The sequence below is a fragment of the Pseudomonas sp. CAM1A genome, from assembly GCF_047501685.1.
Classification (GTDB): Bacteria; Pseudomonadota; Gammaproteobacteria; order Pseudomonadales; family Pseudomonadaceae; genus Aquipseudomonas.
In genome coordinates, this window is the sequence record NZ_JBFNXP010000002.1 from 365,700 (window position 1) to 384,267 (window position 18,568).

The following is an 18,568-nucleotide window of genomic DNA, read 5'->3' on the forward strand; positions in this document are numbered from 1 at the left end:
TGTCCGCCTCAGTTGCTGCCGCGACGGTTCAGGCGCAGCGAACCGGGTGGTGGCTCGTTGAGCACCGCCCAGAACATGCCCAGGTCGGAGATCGCGGTGACGAACTCCTTGAACTCGACAGGCTTGACCACATAGGCGTTGACCCCCAGTTCATAGGCCCGGCTCAGGTCCGGTCCCTCGCGCGAGGACGTCAGCATGACGATGGGGATGCTGCGCAACTCGGCGGTTTCGCGCACCACCTTGAGCACTTCCAGGCCGTCGATCTTGGGCAGCTTCAGGTCCAGCAGCATCACTGCCGGGTTGCCGCCGTCGCGCTCGGCATAAGCGTTGCGCCGCAGCAGGTAGTCCAGCGCATCGGCGCCGTCGCGCACCACGACCACCTCGTTGGCCAATTGGCTGCGCTCAAGGGCGAGCAGGGTCAGTTCGAGGTCTCTGGGGTTGTCTTCGACCAGCAGGATAGGTTTGAGCATGATGTCCGGCCTCAGGCAGACTTTGGATTGAGTGGCAGGGTGAAGTGGAAGCTGGCGCCCTGATTGATGCGACCCTCCGCCCACACCCGGCCATCGTGGCGCTCGATGATGCGGCGCACGCTGGCCAGGCCGATCCCGGTGCCTTCGAACTCTTCCATGCGGTGCAGGCGCTGGAACACGCCGAACAGCTTGTCGACATAGGCCATGTCGAAGCCCACGCCGTTGTCGCGCACATAGACCTCGAGCTCGTGGCGGTGGCGCACCGCGCCGATCTCGATGCGCGCGGGCGCGCGGCCGCGGGTGTACTTGATGGCATTGGCGATCAGGTTGTGCAGGACCATGTTGATGAAGGCCGGGTCGGCGATCACCTTGGGCAGGTCGGCGATTTCCCAGACGATGTCGCGCCCCGTGTAGTCCGGCGCCAGCTCCGTGCGGATGGTGTCGGCCAGGGTGTTGAGGTCGACGTCGGACAGGCGCAGTGCCGAACGGCCCATCTGCGAGAAGTTGAGCAGGTTGTCCACCAGGGAGCCGGCGAACTGCGCGGCATCTTCGATATGGCCGAGGAAGCGCTTGCCGCGCTCGGAGAGCTGCTCCCCCTCTATTTCGCCGAGCAGTTCGCTGTAGCCGGCGATGTGCCGCAGCGGGGCACGCAGGTCATGGGACACACTGTAGGAAAACGCTTCGAGTTCCTTGTTCGAGCGCTTCAGCTCACCGGCCAGCTGTGCCAGTTCCTCGGCCTTGCGCAGGACGATACCGAGCACCGCGCCGCGCAACTCCAGCACGCCTTCGACAATCAGCGGGTGCCAAGGGGCACTGAAACCGCGTACTTCCTGCTGCCAGCGTTCGAAGCTGTGCCGTGGGTTGAGATTGCCCTGCAAACCGACGGTCTTCTCCGGCCGACCTGCCCAGTTCACCGTGTGGGCCTGCTCGGGCCGGAACCATACAAGATAGTGCGAATGAATCTGCGAGATCGCGACTGCCAGCACCCCGGCGGCATGCCGGGCCAGCTCGGGCAGCTCATCGATGTCTCGGTGAACATTGTCGGTATGGAACACCGCCTCGCCGTCACGCCGTGCCAGCCAGTGCGCCAGGGCATTGACCAGCGCCGCTGGCGGGGTAGTGCCGATCAGGTCGCAGCGCTCGGCGCTGATGATCGCCGCCCCCGAGGCCCCGGCGAACTGCAGCATCACCTCGGGTTGGGCGAGCAGGCCATCGCTGACACTGTCGTGGTCGGCCATCGAACCGAGCATGCGCACGATGCGCTGGCGCAAATCGAGCAACTGGCGTGTGCTGTCGTGGGACTCGATGGCCTCGATCTGCAATGACAGCACATTGGCCAGCAGCTCGCAGGCGGTGCGGGTCTGGAAATCCACCGGCCTTGGCTGGTCATGGTGGCAGGACACCAGGCCCCAGAGCTGGTCATCGACCACGATGGACAACGACATCGACGCCAAGGTGCCCATGTTGCGCATGTACTGCAAGTGCACCGGCGACACGCTGCGCAGCGAGGCGAAGCTCATGTCCAGGGCCTTGCCGGTAAGCGGATTGTTGGCCGGCACCAGGGGCGAGGGCTGGTAGTTGGCGTCTTCGATCACCCGGATGCGGTTGACCCGATACAGCTCGCGGGCCTGGCGCGGAATGTCCGAAGCCGGGAAGCACAGCCCCAGGTAGCTCGGGTAGCCGGGGTCGGCTTCCTCGGCCAGGACCGTGCCGGTGCCCTCGCTGTCGAAGCGGTAGGCCTTGACCCGTCCGAAGCCGGTGATGCGTTTGATCTGGCGCACTGACTGCAGCAGCAACTCGTCGATGCTGGTGACCTGGTGCAGGGTGCTGACGAAGGCGCGGACCAGCGGGTAGTAGTTGTCCTGTTCGGTACCTTGCGCAGCACTGCGGTGGGGTTCCAGTTCGAGGATCAGCACCTGGTCGTGGCGGTGGGCCAAAACCCGCAGCGGCGCTTGCCAAGGCGCACCGTGGTGCAGGCGCGTGTCGCCGATGTGGAACGGGAAGATCTCGTCGTCCGGCAGGTTGGCCAGGCGGGTACGCAGGTCGAAGCTGGCGCTGACCAGCTCGGCGAAGGCCTGGCCCGCCAGCGCGCGGGCAGGCAGGCCCAACCAACGCTCGGCATTCTCGCTGGCCTGGAGAATACGCAGGTCGGTCTCGTCCAGCACCAACAGGAAACCCTGTGGCTGAATGCTGCCCGGGACCTGGATCGGTTCCTGGGCACAGCGCTCGATGGCCTGCTCGAGCGAGGTCTGTTCGGTCGTCACGGGACTCTCCTGTAGGGTCCGTCCACGCATGGCGCATGCGCGTTGCACAGGATGTTGCTGGTGAACGGTATCAGAATGCCGGCCACTTTGCCGGGATCTGGTTGTTTTGAAAGGCGTCAGGCGCTGGGGTTTCGTTGCCAGGCAAGAAAATTCAATCGTGTCACGCTTGTCGGGCCCGCAATTGGCACAGCCATTTTCATTAATGCCAAAGAGGGGTAGGGCTTGCCGAGCCCGGATCCAATCGCGCTGCTACGCTCAAGCTCAACCTATACAGGAAGGATCGACAGGTGACGGAGCGCTTTGTGGCCATGCTGTTGGGCCTGTGGTTGAGTGGCAACGCCATGGCAGCGGATTTTCTCGTCGAAGTGCAGGTGCGCGTGCAGCGCGGGTGCATGCTGGTCAACCAGCAACGCGATGCCGGCCCGCAGGCGCTGGGGCGCATCGACCTGGGCAGCGCGGCGCGCCTGGATGGCCCAGGTGCGCCGTTGAGTGGCGTGCTGCTGGCCCAACGTCCGCCACGGCTGGAGTGCAACCCCGATACCCCGTATCAGGTACGTGTAGATGGCGGCCAGCACGGCGGCATCGGCGAACTGCGCTACCTGGCAAGCCGCGATGACCAGGCCCGGCCGATTCCCTATCGCCTCTACCGCGACGCCGCCTGGCGCCAGCCGCTGGCGGTGGACGCTGCGCAATCGGCGCGGGTGCCGGACAGCGGCTCGGTAGAGCTTCCCCTCTACGCACGGATCGACAAACTGGCCTGGGTGCCCCGCGCCGGCCTGTATGCCGACCTGCTCAAAGTCACGGTCACCTGGTAGGGAGGCTGCATGCTCATGGACGCGTTGCACCGTGGTTCGATCCTGCTGCTCACCCTTGGCCCGCTGCTGTTGCCCAGTGGCGCGGCCCACGGCACTACGACCGGCTTCATCCAGGCGCGCCTGGTGGTAAGCGCCGCCTGCCAGATCAGCAGCGACCCGCAACCGGCTACCCTGGGCAATCCAGCCTTGATGGATTTCGGCGCACGCGGGCCGACCTGGGACCAGCCACTGACCAGCCGGGTCGACGAGGCGGGAGGCGAGGGCAGCCTGCAGATCAGTTGTTCGCCGCAGGTACGCGCCTTCAGCGTGCGCATCAACGGTGGCCAGAATGGCAGCGACGGCGTGCGCCGCCTGAGCAACGGCCGCGAACTCATTCCCTACCAGCTGGCCATCGACCCGGGCGGCAACAGCCGCTACGGCATCGGCCAGGCCCGTACCTTCACCATCAGCAGTACTCAGCAAGTGCCCGTGCCCATCTATGGCGTGGTGGTAGCGCAGCCGCGCGCGCTGCCCGCCGGGCTGTATCGCGACACCCTAAGGGTGACCCTGGACTGGTAACACGCAAGGAGATTCCGATGCCCAAGCACCTCACCCGCTGCATCCTCGCCGGCCTTGGCCTCGCCCTGGCGGCCCAGGCCCAGGCCGCCACCGTGACCGGCACCATCAGCTCGACCCTGACCCTGACCGCCGCCTGCCAGGTCAACGGCAGCGGTGGCACCTCCGGGCTGAATTTCGGCAGCCTCAACTTCGGCACCCAGGATTCACTGTTCACCACCGCCAATGGCCAGGTGCTCGGCGGTGGTGGCGGGGCCATGAGCATTCTCTGCTCGGCAGGCACGGTGCCGACGATCAAGGTGCGTGCCGGTACCCATGACTCGCAGTCCGCCGGCGGGACCCGGGCCTTGGCCGATGGCGCGGGCAATTTCGTGCCCTACGACTTCTACACCGATGCCGGCCACACCCAGCTGCTGGCGATCGACGGCACCATCACCCTGCCGACCAGCACCGGCGTGGCGCAGACCGTCAACCTGTATGGCCAGGCCCGGGGTAAAGCCGGCCTGCCGGCCGGGGTGTACACCGACACGGTGGCGGTCGAGCTGAGTTTCTGAGCCATGCCAGGCACGGCGCGGCTACTGGCGGTCGGCTTGTGCCTGACGTTGGCCCAGGGCGCCCACGCGGTCACCACCAGCACCTTCCAGGTGACGGCGCAGATCGTCGCAGGCTGCCTGGTGGTGGGCGGCGTGACGGCCTATGGCGTGCTCGACTACGGCACCAGCTCGGCACTGTCCACGGCCACCCTGAGCACCTCGCTCGGCGGCAGCACGGTGACCTTTCAGTGCACGCCCGGCGTTGCCTTGAGCATGAGCCTGGACGGCGGCCAGAACAGCGCCAGCGGCACGCGCAACCTCAAGCGTTCGGGCGGTACGCAATTGCTGGCCTACCAGCTTTACCGCGACGCCGGTTTCAGCCAGAGCCTGGGCATCGGCAGCAACGTGGCGGTGAGCTACAGCGACCCGACCGCGATCAAGCTGCCGGTCTATGGCCGTACCACCCTGACCGGCACCTTGCCGGCGGGGACCTACACCGATGTCGTACAAGTGACGGTGACCTGGTGAAAGGCCACTGCGGATAACAGAGAAGGAGAGGGGCATGGGGGCAGGCGCTAACTGGGCGCGTGGGATCATCGGGCTGCTGCTGTTGGCCAGTGCACCGGCTTTCGCGGCCACGTCGGTGTTGATCTGGCCGATCGACCCGGTGCTGGAGGCTGACCAGAAGGCCGGCGCGCTGTGGTTGGAAAACCGTGGCACGGCGCCGGCCAGCCTGCAGGTGCGGGTGTTCGCCTGGCGTCAGGGCGAGTACCAGGAGCAGTTCCAGGCCCAGCGCGAGATCATCGGCAGCCCGCCGGTGGCCAATATCCCGCCGGGGCAGAAGCAACTGATCCGCCTGACCCGCACCGGCAGCTCGCCCGCAGGCCAGGAGCAGGCCTATCGCATCATCATCGATGAGATCCCGTCACCGTTGCCGGCCGATGCCGCCAGCGAGGGGCCGAAGGCGGCGATCCGCCTGCAGATGCGCTATTCAGTGCCGCTGTTCGTCTACGGCGAGGGGCTGTGGGGCAAGCCCGACCCAGAGGGCAAGCGCAGCGCCGAAGGCGTGGGCAAACCGCAGTTGAGCTGGCGCGCGGTGAGCGTGCAGGGCAAGCCCTATGTCGAGCTGCGCAACACGGGGCCTGTGCATGCGCGGCTGACCGATGTGGTGCTGCAGCAGGCCGGCCAGGACAGGCCATTGGTCGAAGGGCTGCTCGGTTACGTGCTGCCCGGTGCCAGCATGCGCTGGCCGGCACCGGCCACGCCGGGTGCGGCCAGCGTGCTCAAGGGGCGGGTCAACGGCCAGGAGGTGGCGCAGGCCATCAAACAGGGGCAATGACCCACGCTTGAACGGATCGCAGGGGCCAGGGAGGACCCGGTAATGGTTGGAAATCGTGTGTGAGCTGGGTGCGGGTGGCAACGCACCGGTTGTGGCTGGGCCTGGCGGTGCTGGGGCCCGGCCTGGGCGTGGCCGACGAGCTGCCGCCGCCGCCCTCGGAACATGCCGCCATCGCCGACGCCACGCTGTACCTCGACCTGCTGGTGAACCAGGTGGCCAAGGCTGAGCTGGTACCGGTGCAGCAGCGCGCCGGGCGCCTGTACCTGGGTAGCCAGGTATTGCGCGAGGCCGGCATCCAGTTGCCTGGCGACGCCCAGGGCGAAGTGGCCCTGGACGAAATCCCCGGCCTGCACAGCGACTACGACAGCCAGAACCAGCGCCTGCTGCTGCAGGTGCCGCCGGCCTGGCTGCCCGACCAGCAGGTCGGTGAGCGCAACCTGTACCCGGCCAGCGACGCCCGCAGCAGCTTCGGCGCCTTGCTCAACTACGATGCCTACCTCAACGACACCGATGAGGGCGGCAGCTACCTGGCCGCCTGGAACGAGCTGCGCCTGTTCGACGACTGGGGCACCTTCTCCACCACCGGGCAGTGGCGCCAGTCGTTCAATGGCGCCCAGGCCCAGGGCCGTCAGGGCTTCCTGCGCTACGACACCACCTTCCGCTACACCGACGAGCAGCGCCTGCTCACCTATGAGGCCGGCGACCTGGTGACCGGCGCGCTGCCCTGGACCACCTCGGTGCGCGTGGGCGGCCTGCAACTGTCGCGCGACTTCGGTGCCCGTCCCGACCTGGTCACCTATCCGTTGCCGGCCTTTGCCGGCGAAGCCGCCGTGCCGACTTCACTGGACCTGTTCATCAACGGCTACAAGAGCAGCAGTACCGAGTTGCAGCCCGGCCCCTACACCCTGACCAACGTGCCGTTCATCAACGGCGCCGGCGAAGCGGTGGTGGTCACCACCGATGCCCTCGGCCGGCAGGTGTCGACCACCTTGCCGTTCTATGTCACCAGCAGCCTGTTGGCCAAGGGCCTGTCGGACTTCTCGGTGGCCGCCGGCAGCCTGCGTCGCGACTACGCCGTGCGCGATTTTGCCTATGGCCCGGGCGTGGCCTCGGCGACCTTGCGCCACGGGGTGTCCGATTACTTCACCGTGGAAACCCATGCCGAGAGCGCCGAGTCGCTGATGCTTGGCGGCCTGGGCGGCAACCTGCGCCTGGGCACCTTCGGCGTGCTCAACGCGGCAGTGACCCAGAGCCGCTTCGAAGGCGATACAGGCCAGCAGCTGGCGCTGGGCTACCAGTACAACAGCCGGCGCATCGGCTTCAACTACCAGCGCGTGCAGCGCCATGGCGACTACGCCGACCTGTCGCGGGTCGACAGCCCCTACACGCGCCTGAGCCAGCGCAGCGAGCAGGCGACCCTGAGCCTGAACCTGGACAGTTACGGCAGCGTCGGCGCCGGCTACTTCGATGTGCGCGCCGGTGACGGCACGCGCACGCGGCTGATCAACCTCAGCTGGAGCAAGCCGCTGTGGCGCAACAGCAGCCTGTACCTGTCGGCCAACCGCGAGGTCGGCGACAGCCAGTGGGCGGTGCAGGCGCAACTGGTGATCCCCTTCGACCTGCGCGGCACCCTGGCCTTCAGCGCCGAGCGCAGCAAGGACGGCCAGGACCTGCAGCGGGTCAACTACAGCCAGGCGGTGCCGGTGGGTGGCGGGGTGGGCTACAACCTGGGTTACGCCACCGGCGGCAATCGCGACGACTACCGCCAGGCCGACCTGACCTGGCGCCTGCAGTCGGTGCAGTTGCAGGTGGGCGCCTACGGCAGCAGCGGCGAGATGACTCGCTGGGCCGACGCCAGTGGCTCTCTGGTGCTGATGGATGCGGGCCTGTTCGCCGCCAACCGCATCGACGATGCCTTCGTGGTGGTCAGCACCAGCGGCTATGCCGATGTGCCGGTGCGCTACGAGAACCAGCAGATCGGAAGCACCGACCGCAACGGCCACCTGTTGGTGCCGTACAGCAGCGGCTACTACCGCGGCAAGTACGAGATCGACCCCATGGACCTGCCTGCCGACGTGCTGGCGCCGCAGGTGGAGCAGCGCGTGGCCGTGCGGCGTGGCAGCGGCTACCTGCTGGAGTTCCCGCTCAAGCGTGTGCTGGCGGCGAGCCTGGTGCTGGTCGACGGCGACCAGCGGGAGCTCAAGCTGGGCAGCCGGGTGCGCCACCAGGAAAGCGGCGGCGAGGCGGTGGTGGGGTGGGATGGGCTGGTCTACCTGGAGAACCTGTCACCGCACAATCGCCTGCAGGTGGACAAGGCTGATGGCGGGCAGTGCCAGGTGGCGTTCGATCTGCCTGAAGGGGAGGGGCCGATCCCGTTGATCGGCCCGTTGGTGTGCCAGTGAAGGTTTGGCGGCACGGCCTGCTGTTTGGCCTGTTGCTGGCGCCATGCCCGGCCTGGGCACTGTGTTCGTCGGTGGCCACCACGCCCGCGGCGTTCGGTACGGTCAACTCGACACTGGTACGCACCACCGTGCAAACCGCCTCGACGACCAATTCCGGTTTGCAGTGCACGGGCTCGCTGCTCAGCCTGCTGACCAGCAACGACCACTTCTACGCAACCATCACGCCAGCCTCCGGTGGCCTGGTCGGCCCGACCGGCGATGTCATCAACTACACCCTTTACGCCGACAACAGCGTCAACTACCCGATTACCCGTGGCGTCGCGTTCGACTTTGCCCGCAATGGCATCATCGACCTGCTCGGCCTGCTCAATGGCCCCACGCCAAAGGCGGTGCCGATCTATCTGCGCACCCAGGTCGGCAGCAATGTCGCTGCGGGCCTGTACCAGGAAACCCTGACCGTCGCCTGGAGCTGGAACTACTGTTCCGGTATCGGCATAGGCGCCATCTGCCTGGGGCGCGATATCGGCAGTGGCAGCAAGACCCTGAACGTCAGCCTGACGGTAAGCAACGACTGCCAGATCACCACGCCCAACATCAGCTTCGCCAGCGCACCGGTGGTGGCCGGGTTCGGCACGGTGAACCAGAGCCTGAGCGTGTCGTGCACCAAGGGCAGCAACTACACGGTGGGGCTGGACGACGGGCAGAATGTGTCGGGCGGCCGGCGGCGCATGAAATCCAGCGCCAACAACTACCTGGCCTACGACATCTTCAAGAGCGCTGGCGTGGTGCGCTGGGGCTCGGTGGGCGCGGCGCGGCGTTCGAGCAGCGATGCCGAGGTGAACCCCGGGGCGGGGACCGGCACGGGCAGCCAGGTGTTCAATTACAACGCCAAGGTCTACACAGACCAGGCCACGCCGCCGGCGGCGACCTACACCGACAGCGTGATTCTGGATGTGCAGTTTTGAATGACGGCGTTGCTCAGCGCAGATCGCCGACCATCTTCAGCAATGTCTCCAGCACCGCCCCGGCCAGCGCCTTGGAGCGCTCACCCGACCACCCGGTACGCGGGTTCGGCGCATCGTCGTGGTCCTTGAACGGCATCTCCAGGGTCAGCGACAGGCAGTCATGGGCCTGGCCCACGGCATTGCAGGCCAGGGTCATGTTGGCCTGGCCTGGTTCGTCGCGGGTATAGCCGTACTTCGTCTGGAAGTCCGGGGTCAGGCTGCACAGGGTGCTGCGGAACTGTTCTTCCAGCTTGGCGATGCGCGGCGTGTAGCCAGGGTTGCCCTCGCAGGCCGCGGTGAACACATGGGGGATTTCCTCGTCGCCATGGGCGTCGATGAACGCATCCACGCCATGCAGCTTCATCTGGCTCTGGGCGAAGAACACCTCGGGGCTCAGCTCGACGCTGGCGTCCTGCCAGGCACGGTTGAGGTCCTTGCCCTTGAAGTTGGTGCGCAGGTGGCCGAGGAAGGCGCCATCCGGGTTCATGTTGGGGATCAGGTACAGGTCGGCCTTGGCCAGCAGTTGCTGGATGACCGGGCCGTTGGCTTCGAGGGCGTCGATCACGCCTTCCATGAACCATTCGGCCATGTGCTCGCCCGGGTGCTGCTGGGCGATGATCCACAGCTTGCGCTTGCCGGCCCCGCCGTCGCCCGCGCGCAGCAGCGGGATATCCCGACCCTGCACGCTGCGCCCGCTGGCCAGAAGCTCGACGCCGGGGATCTGCTTGGCACGCTCGATCAGCTGGTTGTGGCGGGCACGAGGGTAGGGCTCGAAGTAGGCGAACCAGGCGTGTGGCTGTTCGGCCTTGAAGTCGAAGCTCAGGGCCTTGCCGTCGAACTGGCTGGGCACGCGGAACCAGGTCTGCTGGTCGTAGGAGGTCACGGCGTGGTAGCCGGTCCAGGCGTTCTTGTAGGAGGACTCATGGGCGTTGCCCAGGCTGAAGCGATGGACCTGCCCCGGGGTCAGGCCGCTGGCCTTGAAGTGGAACCACTGGAAGTGCCCGCTGTGGGTGTCGGGGCGGATGTTCAGGTGGACGTGCGCAGGGTCGCTGGCGTCCAGGACCAGGATGTTGCCGGAGTCGAAATCGCAGTCGATGTGCAGCGGGGAGAGCGTCACGGTCATTGCCAGCCTCCTGTTGGCGTTGTTGTGACCGTACTCTACACCGCCTGGTGGTGCGGGTGCGCAGGTTAATTGACGCAGTCGTGGATAAGTCCGCCCCTGTGAATCAGGCCAGCAGCCCCAGCGCCACGAGGGCGGCAACACCAAGCCCGATGGCAATCGAACAGCCACCCAGCGACAGCGCCGCGCGCCCTTGCCGGTACCAGCCGTCATGGCCCAATTGCCGGGCAGGGGCGAGCAGGCTGCGCCAGCGCAGTTCGGTTTCGTGGAAAGCGCGCAGGTGGTCGGGGTCGGCATCCAGCCAGCGGCGGAAGTCGATGCGTTCGCTGGCGGTTACCTGTGGGCTTTGCAGGCGCACGTACCATTGGCCGGCGATGCTGGCCAGCGCGTCGCCGGGCGCGCGGGCGGTCTGCAGGGCCTGGTTCATGTGGCGCTCGATGCTGATCAGTGGCAGGTCCAGGCGCTCGGCAATGGCAGCGAAGCTCTGCTGGTCGAGGCGGTTGAGCAGGAAGACTTGCTGGACCCGGCGCGGCAGGCGCTTGAGTGCATGCAGCAGCGCGTCTTCAGCGTGCAGTTCGGCAGGGCGCGGGTCGTGCTCGAGAGGCAGCAGCAGGCGGGTCATGGACAGCTCCTTGCTCATAAGGAAAGGGTGGGGGCATCTTCCTTGATGCGGAGCCAGCTTAGGCTAAACGAGATTGATTCTCAAGTGCTGATTCCGCAAAGATTTGTAATGAGCATTCACGTGCTGACACACTTTTGCTATCATCGCGGCCATTAAACGATCTTCATTAGCCTGAAGAGCCAAAAAAAATGACCCGGCAAAAAGCCGGGTCAAAAACCGTGATTAGCCTGATGAGGAGATAATCTGAGCGTCCGACCTGAGGACGTTGCAGGTTATCCAGCGGGTCTCGCGACCTGCTGAGTGCAATAATAATCGTTATCATTTGCCAGTCAAATGATTTTTCAGCGATTGACTAAAAAAATCTTCCTGACGCACTCCTCGTCCCCGGCAATCGGGGCTTTTGCCGTTCGTCGGCTATCACGTTCTCCCTTCAGATCGATGCCTTTTCCGTGGCGTGGCACTGCTCCAGCAGGGCCCGGGCCATGTTGACCATGTGCATCAGCGCAAACACCACTTCCCGCGTCGTGCCTTGCAGATGGTTGCCGGTTTCCTGTGCCGTGGCCGAGGCGCAGCGCAGCAGGGCCATGGCGTGCTCGCTGGCCTGGGCGTCGCTGACGCCTTCGCGCAGGGTCCACAGTGAACGCTCCAGGTCGCGGGGCGTGGGGGTGGGGTTGAGGTAGAAATCGAGGGCGCGGCGGGCTGCTTCTTCGTCGAGATCTGTTTCCGTTTCTTTCGAGATGCTCATCCTGATTACCTGCGAATACCAATAGGTGAAAGGTGAAGCTCGATTCTAATACCTAAAGTATTGAAATGTGTTTTGGCAAATACTACTTGATGTGTATTGAACCCAGGGAGGCAGTCCGTATCGTGCCTGCGATGAATATGGACAAATGGATAGCCCTGGTCCGGGAACGGATCGAAGAGCTCGATATCTCCCAGGAGCAGCTTGCCGAACGCGTTGGGGTTTCCCAGGGCAGCATCGGCCATTGGTTGAAGAAACGCCGTCAGCCTCGGGTCGACTCGATGAACCGCACGTTCATCGAGCTGGGCATGCCGCATTACCAGGTCAGCATGCAACTGCGTGTGCTGGGGCAGGTGGGCGAGGAGCGGGCGCGTTATGGCCTCGAGGACGAGGATGACGACGACGGGCTGGCGAAATACTTCGTGTGTTTCCGCTATCCGGTACGTGACTGGGGCACGTTGGGTCAGCAGGAGCAGGAGGCGCCGGATGTCTTCGAGCAGACTGACTACTTGGCCCAGGGCAAGGCGTTCTGGCTGACGGTCGAGAACGACACCATGAATGCGGCCAGCGGCAGGAGCGTGCCCGAGGGAGTTCGAATCCTGGTCGATGATGGTGTGCCCGCCGAGCCGGGGCGTCTGGTGATTGCCCGGCTGCCTGGCAAGTCCGCGATCTTTCGGCAGTTGACCGAGGAGGGTGGGCAGCGGTATCTGAAGGCGCTCAACAATGCCTATCCGACCTTGGTGTGCGAGGAGGGGTGCGAGTTTCTTGGTGTTGTGGTGCGGATGCACGGAGTGCTCTAGGTTCCCGCGCAGACCGTGTTGGGGCTGCGAGGTGCCAGGCGGGGGTCTTGCAGCGCTCTCGAGATCGAGCGCCGCGCGGGCGGCGCTCGATCTCATAGGCGAAACAACCTTTTCGACGGACACCTTGCCGCCGTTACGCCCCCTCCAGCTCCACCAACACCGTCCCTTCGCTAACCATATCCCCCTCCTGACAGAACAGCGCCTTCACCGTCCCCTCATGCGGCGCCCGAATGCTGTGCTCCATCTTCATCGCCTCCAGCACCACCAGCGCGGTACCGGCCTCGACCACCTGCCCCGGTTCCACCAGCACCCGCACGATACTCCCGTTCATCGGCGCACCCAGCCCGCCCTGGTGGCTGTGGCTGGCCTCGGCCGCAGCGATCGGGTCATGAACGCTGACGGCATGCAACTCACCCTGCCACTGCAGGTACAGCGTGGCGCCCCGACGCACCGCCAGGTGGCGACGGCGCAGGCCGTCCTGGTCATGACACAGTTGTTCCCCCTCCAGTCGATAGGTCGAAGGCGCGCTGCGTTCCAGCGCTACTGCCTGTTCATGCCCTTCGCACTGCAAGTGCAGGCTGCTGCGCGCCGGCAAGCCCAGGCGCAGGCCATCGCGGGCCGCCCACGGTGAAGCGCGGTCGTCCTGGCGCAGTTGTGCTGGCTCACTTTGCAGCCAGGCTTCGGCGGCGGCCTCCCAGAACTGCGCCGGCAGCGCCTGTGGCGGGGGCAGCAGCACATCCTGGTGACGCGGAATGAACCCGGTGTCCAGTTCCGCCTCGGCAAACGCCGGGTGCGCCAGGATGCGGCGCAGGAAGGCGATGTTGGTCTTCAACCCGCCAATGGCGAACTCATCGAGCATCGCCAGCAAGCGCAGGCGCGCCTGTTCGCGGTCCTGGCCCCAGGCGATCAGCTTGCCCAGCATCGGGTCGTAGAACGGCGACACCACATCGCCCTCGCTGACGCCGCTGTCCACCCGGCGGCCTTCGCCCGGCGCCGACTCGCGGTACAGCGCCAGGGTGCCGGTGGCCGGCAGGAATTCGTTGGCCGGATCCTCGGCGTACAACCGCACCTCGATGGCATGGCCGATCAGCGGCACCTGCTCCTGGGTGATCGGCAGCGGCTCGCCGCAGGCCACGCGGATCTGCCAGGCCACCAGGTCGAGCCCGGTGATGGCCTCGGTGACCGGGTGCTCCACTTGCAGACGGGTGTTCATCTCCATGAAGAAGAACTCGCCACGGGCATCGAGCAAAAACTCCACGGTGCCGGCGCCGACGTAGCCGATGGCCTGGGCGGCGCGTACCGCCGCCTCGCCCATGGCCTGACGCAGCTCGGGGGAGAGGCCCGGTGCCGGAGCTTCCTCGACCACTTTCTGGTGGCGGCGCTGGATCGAGCAGTCGCGCTCGTTGAGGTACAGGCAGTGGCCGTGCTGGTCGGCGAACACCTGGATCTCCACATGGCGAGGCTTGAGCACGTATTTCTCGACCAGCATCCGCGCATCGCCGAACGACGACTGCGCTTCCCGTTGCGCCGAGGCCAGGGCATCGGCCAGCTGGCTTTCCTCCTCGACCACCTTCATGCCCTTGCCGCCACCGCCGGCGCTGGCCTTGAGCAGTACCGGGTAGCCGATGCGCTCGGCGGCGGCGCGGAAGGTCTCCAGGTCCTGGGCTTCGCCGTGGTAGCCCGGCACCAGCGGCACCCCGGCGGATTCCATCAGCGCCTTGGCCGCCGACTTGCTGCCCATGGCGTCGATGGCGCTGGCTGGTGGGCCGAGGAAGATCAGCCCGGCCTGTTCGATGGCGCGGGCAAAACCGGCGTTCTCCGAAAGGAAGCCATAGCCTGGATGGATGGCCTGGGCGCCGCTGGCCTTGGCGGCGGCGAGCAGCTTGTCGATCACCAGGTAGCTGTCGGCGGCCTTGCTGCCACCGAGATCGACGCGGATATCAGCCTCGCGGCTGTGGCGCGCATCGCGGTCGGTGGCGCTGTGCACGGCCACGGTGGTCAGGCCCATGGCCTTGGCGGTGCGCATCACCCGGCAGGCGATCTCACCGCGGTTGGCGACCAGCAGGGTGGTCAGCGTGGGTCGGCTCATGGGCGCGGCTCCTTGTTGTCTTGCCAGGCGGGGCGGCGTTTTTCCAGGAAGGCGCGCAGGCCCTCCTGGCCTTCGGCGCTGACGCGGATGCGGGCGATGGCGTTCTCGCAGTAGCGGCGCAGGGCCGGGCTCAGTTCGCCATCATCCACTTCGCGCAGCAGGTCCTTGGTGGCGCGCAGCGCCTGTGGGCTGTTGTGCAGCAGGTTGTCGACCCAGGCCTCGACCTGGGCGTCCAGTTCGGCGGCCGGGTACACCTCGGCCAGCAGGCCCAGGTCGCGGGCGCGCACGCCGCTGAAGCGCTCGGCGGTGAGGGCGTAGCGGCGGGCGGCGCGCTCACCGATGGCCTTGACCACGAACGGGCTGATCACCGCCGGGGCCAGGCCGATGCGCACTTCCGACAGGCATAGCTGCGCGTCTTCGGCACCGATGGCCATGTCGCAACAACTGATCAGCCCCAGCGCGCCGCCGAAAGCCGCGCCCTGGACCACGGCCAGGGTCGGCACCTTGAGCCGGTGCAGGGCGTACATCAGCTCGCCCAGCTCGTGGGCGTCGTCGAGGTTGGTGTTGAAGTCCAGCTGCGCCGACTGCTGCATCCAGGCAAGGTCGGCCCCGGCGCTGAAGTGCCGGCCACGGCCGCGCAGCACCACGAAGCGCAGGCCGCTGTCCTCGCCCAGCTGGTCGAGGGCGACGATCAGCTCGCGGATCATCTGGGCGTTGAAGGCGTTGTTCTTGTCTTCCCGGCTCAGCCACAGGGTGGCGAAGCCGCGGGGGTCCTTGACCAGTTCAAGGGTGGCGAATTCGCTCATGGGTCACATCCGGAAAATGCCGAAGCGGCTCTGTTCGATCGGGGCGTTCAGCGCGGCGGACAACGCCAGGCCGAGCACGTCACGGGTTTGCGCCGGGTCGATGACACCGTCGTCCCACAGCCGGGCGCTGGAGTAGTAGGGGTGGCCCTGGCGCTCGTACTGGTCGAGGATCGGCTGCTTGAGCTTCTTCTCGTCTTCGCTGCTGAACACCTCGCCGCTGCGCTCGCTCTGCTCGCGCTTGACCTGGGCCAGCACGCCGGCCGCCTGCTCGGCGCCCATCACGCCGATGCGGGCGTTGGGCCACATCCACAGGAAGCGCGGGTCGTAGGCGCGGCCGCACATGCCGTAGTTGCCGGCGCCGAAGCTGCCGCCGATGATCACCGTGAATTTCGGCACCTGGGCGCAGGCCACTGCCGTTACCAACTTGGCACCGTGCTTGGCGATGCCGCCTTCTTCGTATTTCTTGCCGACCATGAACCCGGTGATGTTCTGCAGGAACAGCAGCGGGATACCGCGCTGGCAGGCCAGTTCGATGAAATGCGCGCCTTTTTGCGCGGCCTCGGCGAAGAGGATGCCGTTGTTGGCCAGGATCGCCACCGGGTAGCCGTGCAGGTGGGCGAAGCCGCACACCAGGGTGGTGCCGAACAGCGCCTTGAACTCATCGAACACCGAGCCATCGACCAGGCGGGCGATCACCTCGCGCACATCGAACGGCTGCTTGGCGTCGGCCGGGACCACGCCGTACAGCTCCTCGGCGTTGTACAGCGGCGCAATCGGCGCCTGGCACTGCAGCTTGCCCTGCTTGTGCCAGTTGAGGTTGGCGACACTGCGCCGGGCAATGGCCAGGGCGTGTTCGTCGTTGTCGGCGTAATGGTCGGCCACGCCGCTGGTGCGGCAGTGCACATCGGCGCCGCCGAGGTCCTCGGCGCTGACCACCTCGCCGGTCGCGGCCTTCACCAGAGGCGGGCCTGCGAGGAAGATGGTCGCTTGCTGGCGCACCATGATCGCCTCGTCGGCCATGGCCGGCACATAGGCGCCACCGGCGGTGCACGAGCCCATCACCACGGCGATCTGCGGGATCCCCAGGGCACTCATGTTGGCCTGGTTGAAGAAGATCCGCCCGAAGTGCTCGCGGTCGGGGAATACCTCGTCCTGACGCGGCAGGTTGGCGCCGCCGGAGTCCACCAGGTAGATGCACGGCAGGCGGTTCTGCAGGGCGATGGTCTGGGCGCGCAGGTGCTTTTTCACCGTCAGCGGATAATAGGAGCCGCCTTTGACCGTGGCGTCGTTGGCCACGATCATGCACTCCACGCCTTCGACGCGGCCGATGCCGGCGATCACGCCGGCGGCGGGCACGTCTTCGCCATACACCTCATGGGCGGCCAGCTGGCCGATCTCGAGGAACGCCGAGCCCGGGTCGAGCAAGCGGTCGATACGCTCGCGGGGCAGCAGCTTGCCGCGAGAAGTATGCCGCTCCTGGGCCTTCGGGCCGCCGCCCTGGCTGACTTGGGCGAGCAGGCCGCGCAGGGCCTGGACCTGTTCGAGCATGGCCGCGCTATTGACGGCGAACTCCGCCGAGCGCGGGTTGATCTGGGTATGCAGGGTAGCCATGGACGCCAGTTCCTTGTGCTCAGCGGGTTTCGTTGAACAGTTCGCGGCCGATCAGCATCCGGCGGATCTCGCTGGTGCCGGCGCCAATCTCGTACAGCTTGGCGTCGCGCAACAGGCGGCCAGCCGGGAACTCATTGATGTAGCCGTTGCCGCCGAGGATCTGGATCGCCTCCAGGGCCATCTGCGTGGCGCGTTCGGCGGTGTAGAGGATCACCCCGGCGGCGTCCTTGCGGGTGGTCTCGGCACGGTCGCAGGCCTGGGCCACGGCGTACAGGTAGGCGCGGCTGGCGTTGAGCTGGGTGTACATGTCGGCGATCTTGCCCTGGATCAGCTGGAACTCGCCGATGCTCTGGCCGAACTGCTTGCGGTCGTGGATGTACGGCACCACCAGGTCCATGCAGCTCTGCATGATGCCGGTCGGGCCGCCGGACAGCACCACGCGCTCGTAGTCCAGGCCGCTCATCAGCACGCGCACGCCGCCGTTGAGCTGGCCGAGGATGTTTTCTTCCGGCACTTCGACGTCATCGAAGAACAGCTCGCAGGTGTTGGAGCCGCGCATGCCCAGCTTGTCGAACTTGTTGCTGCGGCTGAAGCCTTTCCAGTCGCGCTCGACGATGAACGCGGTGATGCCGTGGGCGCCCTTGTCCAGGTCGGTCTTGGCGTAGATCACGTAGGTGTTGGCGTCGGGGCCGTTGGTGATCCAGGTCTTGCTGCCGTTGAGCACGTAGCGGTCGCCGCGTTTTTCGGCGCGCAGCTTCATCGACACCACGTCGGAGCCGGCGTTGGGCTCGCTCATGGCCAGGGCGCCGATGTGTTCGCCGCTGATCAGCTTGGGCAGGTACTTGAGCTTCTGCTCGTGAGTGCCGTTGCGGTTGATCTGGTTGACGCACAGGTTGGAGTGGGCGCCGTAGGACAGGGCCACCGACGCCGAGCCCCGGCTGATTTCTTCCATCGACACCACGTGGGCCAGGTAGCCCAGGCCGGCGCCGCCGTATTCTTCCGGCACGGTGATGCCCAACAGGCCCATGTCACCGAACTTGCGCCACATGTCGGCGGGGAACAGGTTGTCGTGGTCGATCTGCGCGGCGCGCGGCGCCAGCTCGGCGGCAACGAAGGTGCGCACCTGGTCGCGGAGCATGTCGATGGTTTCGCCCAGGGCGAAGTTCAGGCTGGGATAATGCATGCGGGGCACCTTATTGTTCTTGAAAGGGAGTGTTTGCTGAGACTTTGTGGGAGCGGGCTTGCCCCGCGATGCCGTCAGATCGGCCAGCTGTGTCGCCTGGTCCGGCCTCATCGCGGGGCAAGCCCGCTCCCACAAAGTCCCTGAGGCCTTTGCTTGACGTTAACGTAAACCTGCCTTCCGGGGCTGTCAATCGGATCATCACCTTTACGTAAA

At 66.2% G+C, this 18,568-nt stretch carries 17 protein-coding genes; 8 read left to right on the forward strand and 9 right to left on the reverse strand.

What is annotated here, in order from left to right:
* Positions 1 to 8: 8 nt before the first annotated feature.
* Both ABZO33_RS05505 and ABZO33_RS05510 read right to left on the reverse strand, forming a co-directional pair.
* Positions 9 to 470: a response regulator gene (locus ABZO33_RS05505; protein ID WP_414535168.1), complete on the reverse strand. Its 462-nt coding sequence runs from the start codon at positions 468 to 470 to the stop codon at positions 9 to 11.
* An 11-nt stretch (positions 471 to 481) separates the two neighbouring features.
* Entirely contained in the window at positions 482 to 2,734 is a 2,253-nt protein-coding gene (locus ABZO33_RS05510; protein WP_414535169.1) for an ATP-binding protein, read from the reverse strand.
* Positions 2,735 to 3,021: 287 nt separating this feature from the next.
* On the opposite strand from ABZO33_RS05510, the gene ABZO33_RS05515 reads away from it, so the two are divergent.
* The 7 genes from ABZO33_RS05515 (at position 3,022) to ABZO33_RS05545 (ending at position 9,343) form a co-directional block, all read left to right on the forward strand.
* Positions 3,022 to 3,549, forward strand: a complete 528-nt coding sequence (locus ABZO33_RS05515; protein ID WP_414535170.1) for a spore coat U domain-containing protein — start codon at positions 3,022 to 3,024, stop codon at positions 3,547 to 3,549.
* A 24-nt stretch (positions 3,550 to 3,573) separates the two neighbouring features.
* The gene (locus tag ABZO33_RS05520; protein WP_414535672.1) at positions 3,574 to 4,107 is read left to right on the forward strand and encodes a spore coat U domain-containing protein; all 534 of its coding nucleotides are present in this window, start codon (positions 3,574 to 3,576) and stop codon (positions 4,105 to 4,107) included.
* A 17-nt stretch (positions 4,108 to 4,124) separates the two neighbouring features.
* A complete protein-coding gene (locus ABZO33_RS05525) occupies positions 4,125 to 4,658 on the forward strand; it encodes a spore coat U domain-containing protein (RefSeq protein WP_203647345.1) in 534 nt (177 codons plus the stop codon).
* A gap of 3 nt (positions 4,659 to 4,661) precedes the next feature.
* The gene (locus tag ABZO33_RS05530) at positions 4,662 to 5,165 is read left to right on the forward strand and encodes a spore coat U domain-containing protein (protein ID WP_414535171.1); all 504 of its coding nucleotides are present in this window, start codon (positions 4,662 to 4,664) and stop codon (positions 5,163 to 5,165) included.
* A 34-nt stretch (positions 5,166 to 5,199) separates the two neighbouring features.
* Complete coding sequence (locus ABZO33_RS05535) at positions 5,200 to 5,976, forward strand: molecular chaperone (RefSeq protein WP_414535172.1); 777 nt, start codon at positions 5,200 to 5,202, stop codon at positions 5,974 to 5,976.
* Between the two features lie 68 nt (positions 5,977 to 6,044).
* On the forward strand, positions 6,045 to 8,378 hold the full coding sequence (locus tag ABZO33_RS05540) for a fimbria/pilus outer membrane usher protein (protein ID WP_414535673.1): 2,334 nt from the start codon (positions 6,045 to 6,047) through the stop codon (positions 8,376 to 8,378).
* Positions 8,375 to 9,343 (forward strand): spore coat U domain-containing protein, encoded by a 969-nt coding sequence (locus ABZO33_RS05545; protein ID WP_414535173.1) that lies wholly within the window; start codon positions 8,375 to 8,377, stop codon positions 9,341 to 9,343. The genes ABZO33_RS05540 and ABZO33_RS05545 overlap by 4 nt, the downstream gene beginning before the upstream one ends.
* Positions 9,344 to 9,356: 13 nt before the next feature.
* Here ABZO33_RS05545 and ABZO33_RS05550 read toward each other — a convergent pair whose 3' ends face one another.
* From ABZO33_RS05550 to ABZO33_RS05560, 3 genes are all read right to left on the reverse strand, one after another.
* Positions 9,357 to 10,505, reverse strand: a complete 1,149-nt coding sequence (locus ABZO33_RS05550; RefSeq protein ID WP_414535174.1) for a M14-type cytosolic carboxypeptidase — start codon at positions 10,503 to 10,505, stop codon at positions 9,357 to 9,359.
* A 103-nt stretch (positions 10,506 to 10,608) separates the two neighbouring features.
* Complete coding sequence (locus ABZO33_RS05555) at positions 10,609 to 11,124, reverse strand: DUF4880 domain-containing protein (RefSeq protein ID WP_414535175.1); 516 nt, start codon at positions 11,122 to 11,124, stop codon at positions 10,609 to 10,611.
* Between the two features lie 430 nt (positions 11,125 to 11,554).
* Positions 11,555 to 11,869, reverse strand: coding sequence for a DUF6124 family protein (locus tag ABZO33_RS05560; RefSeq protein WP_414535176.1), 315 nt, complete (start codon positions 11,867 to 11,869; stop codon positions 11,555 to 11,557).
* Between the two features lie 89 nt (positions 11,870 to 11,958).
* Here ABZO33_RS05560 and ABZO33_RS05565 point away from each other — a divergent pair, with 89 nt between their 5' ends.
* On the forward strand, positions 11,959 to 12,666 hold the full coding sequence (locus ABZO33_RS05565; protein WP_414535177.1) for a S24 family peptidase: 708 nt from the start codon (positions 11,959 to 11,961) through the stop codon (positions 12,664 to 12,666).
* Positions 12,667 to 12,799: 133 nt separating this feature from the next.
* Here ABZO33_RS05565 and ABZO33_RS05570 read toward each other — a convergent pair whose 3' ends face one another.
* Genes ABZO33_RS05570 through ABZO33_RS05585 form a run of 4 tightly spaced genes read right to left on the reverse strand, consistent with a single transcriptional unit; the run spans position 12,800 to position 18,355 of the window.
* Positions 12,800 to 14,755, reverse strand: a complete 1,956-nt coding sequence (locus tag ABZO33_RS05570; RefSeq protein WP_414535178.1) for a biotin carboxylase N-terminal domain-containing protein — start codon at positions 14,753 to 14,755, stop codon at positions 12,800 to 12,802.
* On the reverse strand, positions 14,752 to 15,561 hold the full coding sequence (locus tag ABZO33_RS05575; protein ID WP_414535179.1) for a gamma-carboxygeranoyl-CoA hydratase: 810 nt from the start codon (positions 15,559 to 15,561) through the stop codon (positions 14,752 to 14,754). Before ABZO33_RS05575 ends, ABZO33_RS05570 begins: the two co-directional genes overlap by 4 nt.
* Before the next feature lie 3 nt (positions 15,562 to 15,564).
* Positions 15,565 to 17,172, reverse strand: a complete 1,608-nt coding sequence (locus ABZO33_RS05580; protein WP_414535180.1) for a carboxyl transferase domain-containing protein — start codon at positions 17,170 to 17,172, stop codon at positions 15,565 to 15,567.
* 19 nt (positions 17,173 to 17,191) lie between these two features.
* Positions 17,192 to 18,355, reverse strand: coding sequence for an isovaleryl-CoA dehydrogenase (locus ABZO33_RS05585; RefSeq protein ID WP_414535181.1), 1,164 nt, complete (start codon positions 18,353 to 18,355; stop codon positions 17,192 to 17,194).
* Positions 18,356 to 18,568: the final 213 nt, after the last annotated feature.